Genomic DNA, 15,559 nt, shown 5'->3' on the forward strand with positions numbered 1-15,559 from the left:
GTGTTAGGCACGCCGCCAGCGTTCGTCCTGAGCCAGGATCAAACTCTCACTAAAAAGTTTAATCATTTGCTCAAATTACTTTGAGATTTCAAAAAGTTCAAAATGAATTTTCATTCATTTTGTAAGTTCGAATTACTAAATTAAAATTTAGATTCTTACTTATCTCAAAAGAATTGCTGGTTTACTTTAACTATATTCTGTTCAATTTTCAAAGACCATTTACTCTGTCGCACCGAAGCGACTTCCTTATCTTATCACCGAACTATTTTTCTGTCAACATCTTTTTTCAACATTTTTTTGTTTTTGTTAACTTACTTAACTTGTTGTCTTTCGACTTATCGGCTGTCCGTTTGGACAAGACCTATAATATCATATTGTCTATATCCCCCTTAAATATTTTCTATTATATTCTACATTTAATACCTATTTACTCTATTTTTCTTTATTATTCTCACTTTTCCTACTATTGATACACCTGGATAAGTTAACTTGTTTATTAAAGAAAGCATACATTAATTTTACAATAAACTAGCTACAACTTTCTTTTTATTATCTTTAGCAGTATGATAAATAGCTAAAGTAACTGATTAGTATAAAATCTCTATCAAAATTAACGTTCTCATTTGATTTTTTATTTGTTATTTTTATTGACATACTAATTCCTAATATATATAATTTTATGTGAAACGTGTTACTGTTAAATCAGGCATAAGTTAGTCTTTAATTAGGAAAGATATACTTATGCCTTTTTATTTTATTACCTATATTAAAAATTGTGTAAACTTATTTCAGAAAGGATGTGAATCCTGAATTATCAGGAAGTATCATGGCTAATTTTTTAAAAAAATTATTCGGTAAATCAGAATCAAACAATGTAGAATTAAATACTGTAGAAAGCCCAAAAAATGCATTAGTTGCAGTTGCTACAGGTGACTTAATGCCTTTATCTGAAGTTCCAGATCCAGTTTTCGCTGGAAAAATGGCTGGAGACGGTGCTGCTATAATGGTTAAAGGAGATACTGTTGTTGCACCTGCTGATGGTGAATTATCATTAGTATTCAAAACTAAACATGCATTTGCAATGACATTAGAAAATGGATTAGAATTATTAGTTCATATTGGTGTTGATACAGTAAGCTTAAACGGAGAAGGATTCGAGCAATTAGTGGAAGCTGGTACAAAAGTTAAAGCTGGTACTCCTATCATTAAGATTGATAGAGATTTCATATTAGGAAAAGGTTTATCTCTTGCAACTCCAGTTTTAATAACAAATGTTGATGCTGCTAAATCAATAACTGCAGTAGAAACAGGTTCTGTTGTAGCAGGTAAAGAAATAGTTGTTAACTATGAAGTTTAATAAATAGAAAAATAGCTAGGGATTTATTCCTTAGCTATTTTTTCTTATTTAATATTAAAGTATTTTATAAAAAGTGATATGATCGCTCCATTTGCCATTTATATATAAATACTTTTTATTAACACCAACCTCTTCAAACCCACAGGCTAATAAAACTCCTTTAGACCTTTCATTAGTTGTTAAAACGGAAGCTTCTATTCTATGCAAATCTAAATACTCTTTAGCATACTCTAAAACTAATTTTATAGTTTCTTTCATATACCCTCTTCCTTCATATTCTTTATCTATAGAATATCCCAGTATCCCATTTTTAAATACTCCATAAACTATATTAGAAATTTTAGCTTTACCTATAAGTTTATCACCTATATATATACCTAAATCACTTCCTGATCCTGTCATAAGCTGTCTATAACTTTCTAACAAAATTCCTTTTTGTGTTTCATAAGTGAAAAAACTAGCATCTCGTACTGGCTCAAATTCACGTAAATGCTCCTTATTTCTTAAATAATACTCTAAAAGTTCCTGTGCATCATCAGGCGTAAAATTTCTAATTGAAATATTTTTCCCTTTTATCTCTACAATATTATTTCTTCCTGTATTCAAATATTCATTTCTATTTATTCCAAAACTTAATTCATCATAGAAATTACCTTTTGTAAATATATTATCAGTAAAAATAGCTTCTAATGTAAAACCAATATCTAAAAATGGCTTTAAATTTATATTCTCAGTAACTACTATATTGGCCTTAAATGTATTTTTATCTTTAAATACAGCCTTAAGAATAGCTTCTAATGTAAGCTTTAATAAGTCATAGTTATCTTCTCTATAAAACTTTAATTTTAAATTACACTTTTTATTTTCCTTATCTAATTCCGTTATAGTAAATCTTCCTATTACAATCTTATCTTTATCCTTAACTATATAATCATCTAAAGTACCCTTAATAAGTTCTATATTTACTTCCTTTTGATTATCCATACTAACTCTCCTAAAAACAATTTCAATTATTTTTATTATACAAATAAACTAATATAAAACTCAACCAACTTTACTTTAAAAGTAAAAATATTACTTAAAGGAATATCCTTATATATTTTTTAATATATTTGATTTATGTGAATTCAATATATAAATACTTCAAGGTGGGGATTACTATTTTTTTATATAAGAAAAACTCTAAATTTAAAGTTCATAAATTATTATTTTATTTATTTATTTTATTTGCTTTATTTCTATTAATTTTATTTTTCAAATTTCCTAGCAAATTTCAAAAGCTATTCCCTTACTTTCACACATATAAAGTTGAATCCTCCTCAATTTTATCTGATGATACTCTAATAAACGAAATAAAAAATGTAAATAAATTAATTCCTTTAGAAGTTGAACTATCAGAAACATTAACAATAGATAATACTTACTTTAACTTAGATATATTTAAAAAATCTAAGAAAATAACCTTTTTTGCAAACTGCTCCTATGCTATAGATTTTTCTACTTTATCTAACTCTAATTTTGAAATAAATACTGCAACTAAAGAAGTGTCCATAACAATTCCTCAAATAGATATATTTAGTATAGATATAGATGAAAATAAGACTATATATTCTGATACAGAAGTTGGCTTCTTGAGATTTGGAGATTTGAAACTATCATCAGAAGAATTAAGCTCAATATATAAAAATCTAAATTATTTATTTACAGAAAAAATGAATAATGCTGACTTTTACGAACAGGCCATTTTAAATACAGAAAACTCATTAAAAGAACTTCTACTTAATTTAACAGGAGAAGACTATAATGTAACAGTTAAAGTTGATTAATATAGTTTTTAAGGGTAAGAACACTACTATTTTAATATTATAGAATAGTAAATTCTTACCCTTAAAACTTTTATTCAATTATATTAATTTAATCCTGTTAAATCTTTAATTACTTCTCCACCTATTATCATTCCTGCTACTGGTGGAACAAATGATATACTTCCAGGAGTTTGTCTTTTTTGAGACGGAACAGCTCTTCCCTTATTAGGTACCATTGGTATTTCTTCTGAATATACAACCTTTAACTTTTTAACTCCTCTTTTTCTTAACTCAGCTCTCATAACTTTAGCTAGAGGACAAACCTTAGTTTTAAATACATCTGTTACTCTAAACTGAGTAGGATCAATTTTATTTCCAGTTCCCATAGATGCAATTAATTTAATATCATTTTTATAACAATATTCTGCTAATGCTAACTTTGATGTTACTGTATCTATAGCATCTACAACATAATCTATATCTTCTGGAATTATTTCTTGTATATTATCCGCAGTAATAAACTCTTTCTTTGCTTCAACATTACAATTAGGATTTATAGATAATACTCTTGCCTTCATTGCTTCAACTTTAACATTTCCTACTGTAGCTTGTGTTGCATGTATTTGTCTGTTTAAGTTAGATATACAAATAGTATCATTATCCACTAAAATTAAATTTCCAACCCCTGCTCTTGTTAAAGCTTCAACTACAAAGCTTCCTACTCCTCCAATACCAAAAACTATTACTTTAGAATTATGTAATTTCTCTATTCCATCTTCACCTATAAGTAATTCAGTTCTGCAAAATTCATTTAATGCCATATGTTTATTCTCCTTCGTCCATATTTATTTTACCATTGAGACTATTATATATTTCAGGTCAAATTAATACAAGTAATTCTATCGGTTTTCTTTGTTTTGAATTTTACTAACAAATTTGCTATTAATTAATTGAATGTCAGTATATAATATATTTTAAGTAAATTTATATAAATTATATACTTATATGGAGGATTTAAAATGATTTTAGGAATAATAGGTGCTATGTCTGAAGAGTTAGAGATTCTTTTAAAAGACATGAAATTAGAAACAGTTGAAGAAAAAGCAAAAATGAAATTCCATAAGGGAAAACTATGGGGTCATGATGTTGTTGCTGTTGTATGTGGTATAGGTAAAGTTAATGCTGCCGTATGTACTCAAATACTTGCTTCTGAATATAACGTATCATCAGTAATAAACGTTGGAGTTGCTGGCGGTATAGGTAAAGATATTTATCCTGGTGACGTAGTAATAGCAGAAAACTTAGTTCAATATGACATGGATACAACTGCTTTTGGTGATCCAATGGGGCAAATTCCAAGAATGGATACTTTTGATTTTAAATGTGATGAAAAATTAGTTGAAACAGCTAAAGCGGCATGCGCTGAAGCTTCTGACTTTAAAACATTCTCTGGAAGAATAGTATCAGGAGATATGTTCGTAGCTTCACTTGATAAAATTCAATGGCTTGAAAAAGAATTTGGTGCATTAGCTTGTGAAATGGAAGGTGCTAGCATAGCTCATGTTTGTTATTTAAACAATATTCCTTTTGTTGTTGTTAGATCTATATCTGATAATGCTAACAACGGAGCTCATATGGACTTTGAAAAATTCACTCCAATTGGAGTTAAAAACTCAACATTTATATTAAAGACAATGCTAGAAAAACTTTAATAATATTTAGCACCACATGGGGACAAAAAATGAAATATTAATTTGGAGGGAACATTGAAATTGAGTCGTAGAATTTAATCTTTGTGGAATTGAACTTGCGTAAAGAAGTTGTATTGAAGCGTAAGCGGCTTTTACAACTTTAGCAAGTTCAATGGAACAAAGATATAAATTCTAGGTGAAAATTTCACAGTTCCCGGAAAATTAATATTTCATTTTTTCTTTCTCCATGTATCTGCTTATAACGCTCTCCTTTATAGTTAACGACTTGTGCTACAAATTATTTTGATAGTATAGTTAACTTTTTACTTTTAGATATTTTCAGCTTCAAACATCTTCATAAATTCAACTAAATATTTAACACCCTCTATTGGCATGGCATTATAAATACTAGCTCTCATTCCACCAACAGTTCTATGACCTTTGATATTCTCAATTCCAGCTTCTTTGGCCTCTTTAACAAACTTAGCATCTAATTCTTTATCACCTGTTATAAATGGCACATTCATTAAAGAACGATCTTCCTTTACAACTGTACCCTTAAATAGTTCACTTGAATCAAGATAATCATAAAGAATCTTAGCCTTTTCTTCATTTCTCTTTTTCATAGCTTCTAATCCACCAAGCTTTTTAAGGTGTTTAAATACTTTACCACAAATATATATACCATATGCTGGTGGTGTATTATATAAAGACTTATTGTCTGCATGTATCTTATATTGAAGCATTGTTGGAGTACCTTCAAGTACATCTTCAGTAATTAAATCTTCACGAATTATTACCACTACTGTACCAGCTGGTCCAATATTTTTTTGAACTCCAGCAAATATTAATCCATACTTAGTAACATCAATAGGTTCAGATAATATGTCTGATGACATATCAGCTACTAAAATCTTGCCTTTAGTATCAGGTAACTTATGATAAGTAGTTCCGTAAATTGTATTGTTATGACATATATATACATAATCTGCATCATCACTTACTTTAATCTTACTTACATCAGGAATATAAGAAAAAGTTTTATCTGCTGATGATGCCAACTCATTTACTTTTCCATATCTTTTTGCTTCCGCTGCTGCTTTTTTAGCCCATTGTCCTGTTATAATATAATCTGCAACTCTGTTCCTCATTAGATTCATTGGAACCATTGCAAATTGTGTTGATGCGCCTCCTTGAAGAAATAGCACCTTATAATTATCAGGAATGTTCATTAATTCTCTTAAATCTTGTTCAGCCTCTTGAATTATCTCTTCAAAGGCTTTAGAACGATGACTCATTTCCATTACTGACATACCTGTACCTTTATAATCTAACATTTCTGATGCTGCTTCTTTCAACACCTCTTCTGGTAATACAGCTGGTCCAGCTGCAAAATTATATACTCTTGACATATAAATGCCCCCCCCCAATTTTTTATTATATTAGTTAATTTATTATTTTTGCTTATTGCCCATTAATAGCTACAATTAACTAAGCTTATGAATAAATAATCCACTTCTAGGTTTTGGTTCAAACCATGTAGATTTAGGTGGCATTATCATTCCACCATCTGCAATACTCATAATATCATCTGTTGTTGTAGCAAACATTGAAAAGCTTACTTTCATATCTTTATTAGCCCTTTTTTCTAACTCCTTAATTCCCCTTATACCACCAATAAATTCAATTCTATCAGACTTAGTGGGATCATCAACTCCTAGTATTGGAGAGAGTAAATTATTCTGAAGAATTGATACATCTAATCTATCCATTGGATCTTCCTCATTAAAAGTTCCATCTTTTGCTTCAAGTTCATACCAAGTATTATCCATATACATACCAAAAGTATGTCTTCTCATTGGCTTAACAGGATTTTCAGAAATCTTAACCTTAAAGTCCTTTCCTATAGCATTTAAAAATTCCTCTTCACTTAATCCATTTAAATCCTTAACTGTTCTATTATAATCCAAAACCTCTAATTGATTATCAGGATAAGCTATAGCTAAGAAATAATTAAACTCTTCTTCTCCTGTATAACCTGGATTTTCTTTTCTACGCTTTAAACCAACTTCTACAGCTGATTTTGCTCTATGATGTCCATCAGCTATATATAAGCTATCTACTTTTTCAAAAAGTGTAGTTAATCTTTCTATATCACTATCATTGTTAATTATCCATACAGTATGTCCATTTCCATCTTCAGATATAAAATCATATAATGGTCTATTTCGTGTCCACTTATCCATTATTCTAGATATTTCGTCTTGATTTCTATATGTTAAAAATATTGGACCTGTATTTGCATCACAATAATCAACATGGTTTATTCTATCAAGCTCTTTATCTTTTCTAGTATGTTCATGCTTCTTTATTTTATTATTAATATAATCATCTATTGATGCGCAGATAACTAATCCAGTTTGACTTTTTCCCTTCATAGTTTGTCTATATATATACATACAAGGTTTTTCCTCTTGAACATATAATCCATCGTCGATCATCTTATCTAATACATCCCTTGCTTTTTCATATACAACTTTATCATATATATTAGTCTCTTTAGGTAAGTTAATTTCTGCTCTATCTACATGCAAAAATGAGTACTCATTATCTTTAACCATTTCACGAGCTTCTTCACTATTCATTACATCATAAGGTAATGCTGCTATCTTTGATGCTAAATCTTGCGTAGGTCTAAGTGCTTTAAATGCTTTTATTATTGCCATCGCTCTTCCTCCTATAACTGTAAAATTATATAGTTACTAAATTATTAGCTACAAAATCAGATATAGTAGTAACCACTTCTTCTCCTATTCTCTCTTGAGCCTCTTTCGTAGCAGCTCCAATGTGAGGAGTTACACTTACTTTAGGATGATTTACTAATGCTTCATTTTTAGTAGGTTCTTCTTCAAAAACATCTATTCCTGCACCAGCAACTTTTCCACTATCTAAAGCTTCCAATAAAGCGGCTTCTTCAACAACCTTCCCTCTAGCGCAATTAATTAAATAAACTCCATCCTTCATAATATCAAATTGATCTTTTCCTATTAAAGATCCTTTTTCTTTATCATAAGGAACATGCAAAGATATAAAGTCTGAAGTCCTTAAAAGTTCATCTAACTCTAAAAATTCATATGATAATTCATCTTGCTTGCCAAACATGTCATTGTATACAACTCTCATACCTAATGCTTCTGCTTTTTTAGCTAAAGCCTTACCTATTCTTCCCATACCTACAATTCCTAATGTTTTTCCTCCAAGCTCTATACCTTCATATTTTTTCTTATTCCATTGTCCCTCTCTCATAGTACAATTTGAGATAGCTATAAATCTTGCTAATGCAAACATATGCCCAATTGCTAATTCTGCGACTGATTCAGAACTTGCATTAGGAGTATTTTTCACGACTACACCTTTTTGTGTAGCATAAGGAACATCTATATTATCAATTCCAACTCCTGCCCTTATTATAAGTTTAAGCCTTCCTCCTTGTGCTTGATCTAAAATATCTGCAGTAACTTTTGTTGCAGATCTAATAACTAAAATATCAAAATCTTTTAAAGTAACTCCTAATTCATCTTTATCATAATGATTGTTAACTACTTCAAATCCTAATGATGTTAGCTTATTAATAGCCCCTTTTTGCAAACCGTCATTAGTCAATACTCTTACCATTTTCCAACCCCCATTAATTATTATAGTTTTTATTTATTGCTTTTTGATATTTTACTACTATTTTACATTTTATACAACTATCACCTTGAGATATTTTATAAATTTTTTTATAAATTAATATGTTTTTTGTGAATTTTTACTAATTTGATTAACATAATAATTATAATATTTCACAAAAAAAATAGAGGACTATTTAATAGCCCTCGTTATAATCCTCATCAAAAATTAAAATTGATTCTGTTTCTCTACAATATTTAACACACTTGCATTGCCCTAAATGTCTTGGACATTTATAACATAAGCATCCCTTGTCATCTCCATTACATCTTTTCTTCTCGAATTCTGGACAGTACTTACAATTAACTCCGTTTCCTGCTGGCATAATCTCTTCCTCCTATAAGTAAAATTATAAACTTATTTAGTATTAATTTGAATACATATTTATATTTCAAATGGTTATATTAATAGTATAGACGATACATTAATTATATTAGTGTATCATTTATATATAAAGGGTGTAAACGGATGTAGTGTTTACACCCTAATTTATTTCTAAAATTTGTAACATTTTTTGTTATTTTAAATACTATATAGTATGCAGAAGCTTTTCGCTTATGGCAATTAAGAAAATCTTCTAACTCCCGTCTATATAAATTTAGGGAATCTTCATTCTTCATGAAGATTCCCTATCTCTTTAAGTAAAATTTCAAATTTTAAATTTAATAGTTGTGAAGCTATGTTATGATTTACACCTCAGAATTTATCGAAATATTTTTTCTTTAAATATATTCCCAAATCTAAAATTATAAATTCAAATTAAAAAAATAATTGAAAGATTACTAAAAATATGACTCCTGGAATACCTAAAAAACCTGCAATAAGAGCAGTTATAGGATTAATAGTTATATAAAAATTAAAGTATTCGCCTATGTAATTTGCTACATATAATAACACAACTCCTACTATTCCATTTATTAATATTTTTATAGGCCACTTTAACAATTTTATAATTAAAAATAAAAGTGCTAATCCAACTAGAGCATAAATAATCATTTCAACACTCAACTTTATAACCCCCCTATATAATATAAAATAATACAATACTATATTATTTTATATTATATAGCAATATTCATTATATTTCCATTTCTTCATTTGATTCTATTTTTTGCCTTGAATATTGTTCTTTAGCTACAGATAATAAATAATCAAACTTCTTTTTTGCAGCTTCTTCTCTATAAATAGCAGCCTCTATTAATTTTGGGTCATCTACACTATTAAACATAGATTCTGCAGCTTCCATTTCTCTAATGGATGCCTGTATTTCTTCTAGTACCTTATCGCTAACTCTATCGTCATTATCATATTTTACTAAAATTAGACTTAATACATTTTTTATATTCATATTCTACCTCCTAAAAGTACTTATCTAGATACTTTCCATATTAATAGAATCTTATTCAAAATATATTTCTATATATATTCATAGTTTGAAATTATTAACATATATTTTCTGTACTTAATTTCAATTGTTTGATATAATACCTTAAATAATGTTAAATTTAATCGGAGGTGTTTCTTTTTGAGTATAAAAATAATAGCAGATAGCACTTGCTACTTACCCCAAGAATACATAGATAAATATAAAATTTCTATAGCTTCTTTAAACGTTTTGCTTAATGGTAACAGTTATAGAGAAACAGATTTATCAAATGATTGGTTTTATAATGAAATGGCTAAATCTCCAACAATTCCAACTTCATCACAACCTAGTATTGAAGAATTATATAGTACAGTAGAGTCTCTAGTAAAAGATGGCCATGATGTTGTAGGAATATTCTTATCTTCAGATATGAGTGGTACATTTTCAACATCAAACTTAGTAAAAAATATGATTCTTGAAAATTATCCGGATGCAAAAATAGTAATGATAGATTCTAGAAGTAATTGCATGCAAGCTGGTTTTGCTGTATTAGAAGCAGCTAAAGCAGCAAATGAAAATAAATCTTTAGATGAAGTAGTAAGTATTGCAAAAAATGTTATAGAAAATAGTAACTTTATATTCGTACCTGAAACTTTAGAATACTTAAAAAAAGGTGGTAGAATTGGTGGTGCTTCAGCTTTATTTGGTTCATTACTTCAAATAAAGCCTATACTTACAGTTGAAGATGGCAAGACTACTGTATTTACTAAGGTAAGAACAAAGAAAAAGGCTATTGATAAAATAGTTAATACTATTTTGGAACAAAATTCAAAGACACCAATAAAAGGACTTATCGTTCACCATATAAATTGTGAGTCTGAAGGGCAAGAACTTGCTGATAGACTTAAGAGTAGCTTAGGATTAGATAATGTAAAAATTCAATCAATAGGCCCTATTATAGGATTACATGTAGGACCTGGAAGTATTGGTGTTGCATATCATTATTAAAATTAAGAAGTTAAGTTTTTTTGAACTACACTTCTTTTATTAAAAAAGGCTAAGAGTTGCCTATGGTAACATTAGAAGTCTTAACTTCTTAATGCTGCCAAGGGCAACTCTTAATTCTACTTTATAAATTAATTTTTTAAATTTCTTTTCTACCCTCAAGAGCTTTTGAAAGTGTTACTTCATCAGCATACTCCAAATCACCACCAACAGGTAAACCAGATGCTATTCTTGTAACTTTAACCTCTAATGGCTTAAGTATTCTTGATATATACATGGCTGTTGCTTCCCCTTCAACATTTGGATTAGTTGCAATTATAACTTCCTTAATATCTGCACTCATTCTTGCAACAAGCTCTCTTATTTTAATATCTTGAGGGCCTCTACCTTGCATTGGAGAAAGATTTCCATGTAAAACATGATATACCCCATTAAATTCTTTAACTTTTTCCATTGTCATAATATCTTTAGGTTGTTCTACAACACAGATAACATTCTTATCTCTATTTGGATTTCCACATATTGCACAAGGATCTTTATCAGTAAAGTTCCCACATACAGAACAATACTTTATAGTTCCCCTAGCATTTACCAATGCAGTAGCAAATTCTTTAACTTCTTCTTCAGGCAAATTTAAAATATGCAATGTAAGTCTTTGTGCTGTCTTTTGACCAATGCTTGGCAATTTTGCAAATTCTTCAATTAATTTTTCTATAGCCACTGGATAAAAATCCATAATTACACCACTTTCTATTATTTTCTTACTAAAAAAGTATTACTTTACAGTATTTTTTCAAAAATGAAGGACTGTTTAAAAAAACAGCCCCTATGTCCTAAAACATTCCTGGTATGTTTAAACCACCAGTTAATTTACCCATCTTATTTGAAGTTTCTTCATCAGCTTTCTTTAGTGCTTCATTAACTGCGCTTAACACTAAATCTTCTAACATTTCAACATCATCTGGATCTACTACTTCTTCTTTTATATTTATAGCTAAAACTTCTTTCTTTCCGTTAACCTTAACTAAAACAGCACCACCACCAACTGATGCTTCAAATTCCTTACTTTCAAGCTCTTTTTGTGCTTGTTCCATATCCCTTTGAAGCTTTTGAGCTTGCTTCATTAAGTTATTTATATTTCCTCCCCCGAAACCTCCTGGGAATCCACCTCTTGCCATAAAATATCCTCCTTTAAATAACTAAAATCTATTTTTTATTATATAGTATTTTTTTAATATTTACTAGAATAAAGTATCCATATGCTATTATTCATCTATAAAATCAATTAAATCATCACCTAATGTGTCTCTTAAAATATCCTCTGTACTTTTTCCTCTATTATCATCAGATTGAACTACAAAATTAACTTTAACCTTTTCTCTAAATATTTCAAAGAAAACATCATTTATAACATCTCTATTTTTAGCTTCACTTAATCTATTCTTAGCAAACTCATTTTGACTATCAAACTCCACAGTAATTACTCCATTAGAACAATCTACTGGTTTTCCTATCATAATTAGAGAACTTATTATCATTTCTCTTCTAGCTTTAAATCTCTCTATTATATCCTTCCAAGATTTTTTAACATCATTTATAGTAATTTTAGAATCTGGATTTCCTCCAATATTTCCTTCATTACTATATTGCCCCTTAACTACTTTATTACTAGGCATAGCATTAACTGATTTACTATTACTCATTTGTGCAACTTCTTTTGATGCAGTAGCAACTTTAATACTACCATTTCTTAAACTTTCCTCTAGCTTATTTAACCTAGTTAGCATTACTTCATTTGAAGTATCATACTCTATCTTACACATTTTAATAACAGCTAATTCGCAATATAATCTTGCTTGTTTACTTAACTTAGCATTATTTTCTGCCTCTTGAAGTATTCTTATGCATCTCATTATTTCCTCTGCTCTTAAACGTGCACCTTGCTCTTTAATTAAAGCAATATTTTCTTCTGACATATCTAATACTTCTTCAGGATTATTAGTTACCTTAACCATAAGTAAATTTCTATAATGAGCGATTAAATCCTTTATAAATAAATATATATCCTTTCCTGAATATATTACATCTTCTATAATTTCGATACTTTTCTCTACACTTCTTTGAATTATTGCATTAACTAAATTAAATAAGTGCTCATTAGTAACTAAACCTAACATACTAACTACAGTATTATAATCAACATTTCCATTTCCCATAGAAATAGCCTGATCTAATATACTTAATGAGTCTCTCATTGCTCCATCTGAAACTCTAGCAATTAAGTTTAAACTTCTTTCATCTGCTAAAACATTTTGATCGTTTACTATTTTTCTAAGCCTTGCTGTTATTTCACCATTATTTATTCTTTTGAAATCAAACCTTTGACATCTTGAAAGAATAGTAATAGGTAACTTCTGTGGATCTGTTGTTGCTAAAATAAATATTACATTATTCGGTGGTTCTTCTAATGTTTTTAAAAAGGCATTAACTGCACCCGCCGATAACATATGAACTTCATCCATTATATAAACTTTATATCTTGCTTCTTGTGGTGGATATTTAACATCATCAATTATATCTCTAATCTTATCCACACCATTATTTGAAGCTGCATCTAGTTCTGTAACGTCTATAGCTAAACCTTCATTTATCTTTCTACACATTTCACACTCATTACATGGTTCTCCATCTTTTAAATCAAGACAATTAAGTGCTTTTGCAAATACTTTTGCTGTAGAAGTTTTTCCTGTTCCTCTAGTTCCACAAAAAAGATACGCATGAGCAATTCTATTATTTAAAATTTGATTTTTTAGGGTTGTTGTAATATGTTCTTGACCTACAACATCATTAAATGTCCTTGGTCTCCATTCTCTATATAAAGCCGTATATGCCACTATACTCACCTCTCTTTTGCGTAGTTGTTTATTTTTTATTATACCCAAATTCTATTAATAGTTAAAGATTTTTCCCCTTTTATTACTTTAAACTCCATATGTATTATTTATAAGAAACTTCATATACTAACATGAATAAACGCTAAATTTCCCAGTTCGTATATTTATTCATTTTTTATACATTCTTCTTGAAGTATTTTTCTTTTCATTTCTATTCGGTATATTCACCTCCTTTTTATTGTTATTTTTTTAACATTTTGTTGTATTTATTTTACATTTAATTGTTATTTTTTTAACTATTTTCGCTATTTTTCTATCATTTTAGATTTAATATGATTTTTTATATAAGAATTTTGTAGTAAAATAGATAATATACATTTTAGGAGGTGTTGAGATGAGTCTATATGACAAAAAATACTTAAGTATAGTAGAAGACATTTTAAACAACGGCTACTATGATAACAATAGAACTGGTATGCCAACATATAAGTTGCCTCATCAAGTAATGCAATTTAATTTAGAAAAGGAATTTCCTATTCTAACAACTAAATTTGTAGCATTTAAAACTGCTGTAAAAGAAATGCTATGGATTTATAGGGATCAATCTAATGACGTAACTAAGTTACAAGAACAAAATGTTCACATTTGGGATGAATGGGTTGATGAAAATAATACTATTGGTAGGGGATATGGCTATCAAATAGCTAAGTTCCACCAAATTGATAAGCTTATTGAGACCTTAAAAACAAATCCTCAAGATAGAAGAATGCTTATGACTATGTGGAATATAGAGGATCTACCCCATATGACCCTTCAACCATGTTGTTTCATGACTATGTGGGATGTTACCGATGGTAGATTAAATTGTATGCTTGTACAACGTAGCGGAGATATACCACTAGGTGTACCATTTAATACATCGCAATATGCAGTGTTAGTTCACTTAATTGCACAAGTAACAGGTCTTAAACCTGGTTTATTTACTCATGTAATTAATAACGCACATATATATGAAAACCAAGTAGAAGGAATGAAACTTCAATTAACTAGAGCTAATGATGAGTATGAAGCTCCTAAGCTTTGGATTAATCCTGAAATAACTAACTTCTACGACTTTACAGCAGATGATATTAAACTTATAGATTATAAATATCATCCAGCAATAAAAATGGAGGTATCCGTTTAATGCTTTCTATTATAGTGGCTGTAGCAGAAAATAATATTATAGGTGGAGATAATAAGCTTTTATGGCATATCCCAGAAGACCTAAAGAGATTTAAAGAAATTACTTCAGGCAATACAATTGTAATGGGTAGAAAAACTTTCGAATCTTTACCTGGTGTTTTACCTAATAGAAAACATGTTATAATCACAAGAGATAAAAACTATACTGTGGATAATGAAAATGTAGAAGTTATCCACAGTTTGTCTGAAGTTATCAACAAATATAAAAACTCACATGAAACCGCATTTATTATAGGTGGAGGCGAAATTTACACACAACTTATCCACATTGTGGATAAATTGTTTTTAACAAAAGTTTTTAAATCTTTTGATGGAGATACAAGTTTTCCACAAGTAGATTTTAAAGAGTTTGCTGTGGATTTTGAATCAGAAATATTTACTTGTGAAAAAAACGGATTAAAATATCAATTCATTGATCTAGTAAGAAAATAGTATATTTACTAAAAAACAAAAAAGTCGGCTTT

Annotated in this window: 17 protein-coding genes; 6 read left to right on the forward strand and 11 right to left on the reverse strand. The window is 28.9% G+C overall.

Annotated features, from left to right (window positions below):
• Positions 1–826 precede the first annotated feature (826 nt).
• Positions 827–1,357 (forward strand): PTS glucose transporter subunit IIA, encoded by a 531-nt coding sequence (locus I2E98_RS13780; RefSeq protein ID WP_195469469.1) that lies wholly within the window; start codon positions 827–829, stop codon positions 1,355–1,357.
• Positions 1,358–1,411: 54 nt separating this feature from the next.
• Here the strand turns inward: I2E98_RS13780 and I2E98_RS13785 are convergent, their stop codons facing one another.
• Entirely contained in the window at positions 1,412–2,341 is a 930-nt protein-coding gene (locus I2E98_RS13785) for a GNAT family protein (protein WP_195469470.1), read from the reverse strand.
• 164 nt (positions 2,342–2,505) lie between these two features.
• Here I2E98_RS13785 and I2E98_RS13790 point away from each other — a divergent pair, with 164 nt between their 5' ends.
• The gene (locus tag I2E98_RS13790) at positions 2,506–3,183 is read left to right on the forward strand and encodes a DUF4230 domain-containing protein (protein WP_195469471.1); all 678 of its coding nucleotides are present in this window, start codon (positions 2,506–2,508) and stop codon (positions 3,181–3,183) included.
• Positions 3,184–3,266: 83 nt separating this feature from the next.
• Here the strand turns inward: I2E98_RS13790 and I2E98_RS13795 are convergent, their stop codons facing one another.
• Positions 3,267–3,983: a tRNA threonylcarbamoyladenosine dehydratase gene (locus I2E98_RS13795; RefSeq protein WP_195469472.1), complete on the reverse strand. Its 717-nt coding sequence runs from the start codon at positions 3,981–3,983 to the stop codon at positions 3,267–3,269.
• 198 nt (positions 3,984–4,181) lie between these two features.
• Here I2E98_RS13795 and I2E98_RS13800 point away from each other — a divergent pair, with 198 nt between their 5' ends.
• Positions 4,182–4,874 (forward strand): 5'-methylthioadenosine/adenosylhomocysteine nucleosidase, encoded by a 693-nt coding sequence (locus tag I2E98_RS13800; protein WP_195469473.1) that lies wholly within the window; start codon positions 4,182–4,184, stop codon positions 4,872–4,874.
• Between the two features lie 308 nt (positions 4,875–5,182).
• On the opposite strand, the gene serC is transcribed toward I2E98_RS13800, so the two are convergent.
• From serC to I2E98_RS13830, 6 genes are all read right to left on the reverse strand, one after another.
• The gene (serC, locus tag I2E98_RS13805; RefSeq protein WP_195469474.1) at positions 5,183–6,265 is read right to left on the reverse strand and encodes a 3-phosphoserine/phosphohydroxythreonine transaminase; all 1,083 of its coding nucleotides are present in this window, start codon (positions 6,263–6,265) and stop codon (positions 5,183–5,185) included.
• 75 nt (positions 6,266–6,340) lie between these two features.
• Positions 6,341–7,579, reverse strand: a complete 1,239-nt coding sequence (locus I2E98_RS13810; RefSeq protein WP_195469475.1) for a DUF1015 family protein — start codon at positions 7,577–7,579, stop codon at positions 6,341–6,343.
• 25 nt (positions 7,580–7,604) lie between these two features.
• A complete protein-coding gene (locus tag I2E98_RS13815; RefSeq protein WP_195469476.1) occupies positions 7,605–8,528 on the reverse strand; it encodes a D-2-hydroxyacid dehydrogenase in 924 nt (307 codons plus the stop codon).
• A gap of 193 nt (positions 8,529–8,721) precedes the next feature.
• Positions 8,722–8,910: a hypothetical protein gene (locus tag I2E98_RS13820; protein ID WP_133016308.1), complete on the reverse strand. Its 189-nt coding sequence runs from the start codon at positions 8,908–8,910 to the stop codon at positions 8,722–8,724.
• A gap of 434 nt (positions 8,911–9,344) precedes the next feature.
• Positions 9,345–9,593, reverse strand: a complete 249-nt coding sequence (locus I2E98_RS13825) for a pro-sigmaK processing inhibitor BofA family protein (RefSeq protein WP_195469477.1) — start codon at positions 9,591–9,593, stop codon at positions 9,345–9,347.
• A 70-nt stretch (positions 9,594–9,663) separates the two neighbouring features.
• Positions 9,664–9,933, reverse strand: coding sequence for a DUF2508 family protein (locus I2E98_RS13830; RefSeq protein WP_195469478.1), 270 nt, complete (start codon positions 9,931–9,933; stop codon positions 9,664–9,666).
• A gap of 177 nt (positions 9,934–10,110) precedes the next feature.
• Between I2E98_RS13830 and I2E98_RS13835 the strand changes: the two genes are divergently transcribed.
• A complete protein-coding gene (locus tag I2E98_RS13835; RefSeq protein ID WP_195469479.1) occupies positions 10,111–10,959 on the forward strand; it encodes a DegV family protein in 849 nt (282 codons plus the stop codon).
• 136 nt (positions 10,960–11,095) lie between these two features.
• On the opposite strand, the gene recR is transcribed toward I2E98_RS13835, so the two are convergent.
• The 3 genes from recR to dnaX all read right to left on the reverse strand — a co-directional run bounded on the left by recR (position 11,096) and on the right by dnaX (position 13,850).
• Positions 11,096–11,692: a recombination mediator RecR gene (gene recR, locus I2E98_RS13840; protein WP_195469480.1), complete on the reverse strand. Its 597-nt coding sequence runs from the start codon at positions 11,690–11,692 to the stop codon at positions 11,096–11,098.
• 97 nt (positions 11,693–11,789) lie between these two features.
• Positions 11,790–12,134 (reverse strand): YbaB/EbfC family nucleoid-associated protein, encoded by a 345-nt coding sequence (locus I2E98_RS13845; protein ID WP_195469481.1) that lies wholly within the window; start codon positions 12,132–12,134, stop codon positions 11,790–11,792.
• A gap of 87 nt (positions 12,135–12,221) precedes the next feature.
• Entirely contained in the window at positions 12,222–13,850 is a 1,629-nt protein-coding gene (gene dnaX, locus I2E98_RS13850) for a DNA polymerase III subunit gamma/tau (RefSeq protein WP_195469482.1), read from the reverse strand.
• A 394-nt stretch (positions 13,851–14,244) separates the two neighbouring features.
• Here dnaX and I2E98_RS13855 point away from each other — a divergent pair, with 394 nt between their 5' ends.
• Positions 14,245–15,036: a thymidylate synthase gene (locus I2E98_RS13855; RefSeq protein WP_195469483.1), complete on the forward strand. Its 792-nt coding sequence runs from the start codon at positions 14,245–14,247 to the stop codon at positions 15,034–15,036.
• Positions 15,036–15,527 (forward strand): dihydrofolate reductase, encoded by a 492-nt coding sequence (locus I2E98_RS13860; protein ID WP_195469484.1) that lies wholly within the window; start codon positions 15,036–15,038, stop codon positions 15,525–15,527. Before I2E98_RS13855 ends, I2E98_RS13860 begins: the two co-directional genes overlap by 1 nt.
• Positions 15,528–15,559 lie beyond the last annotated feature (32 nt).

Source organism: Clostridium sp. D43t1_170807_H7, assembly GCF_015555905.1.
GTDB lineage: Bacteria > Bacillota > Clostridia > Clostridiales > Clostridiaceae > Clostridium.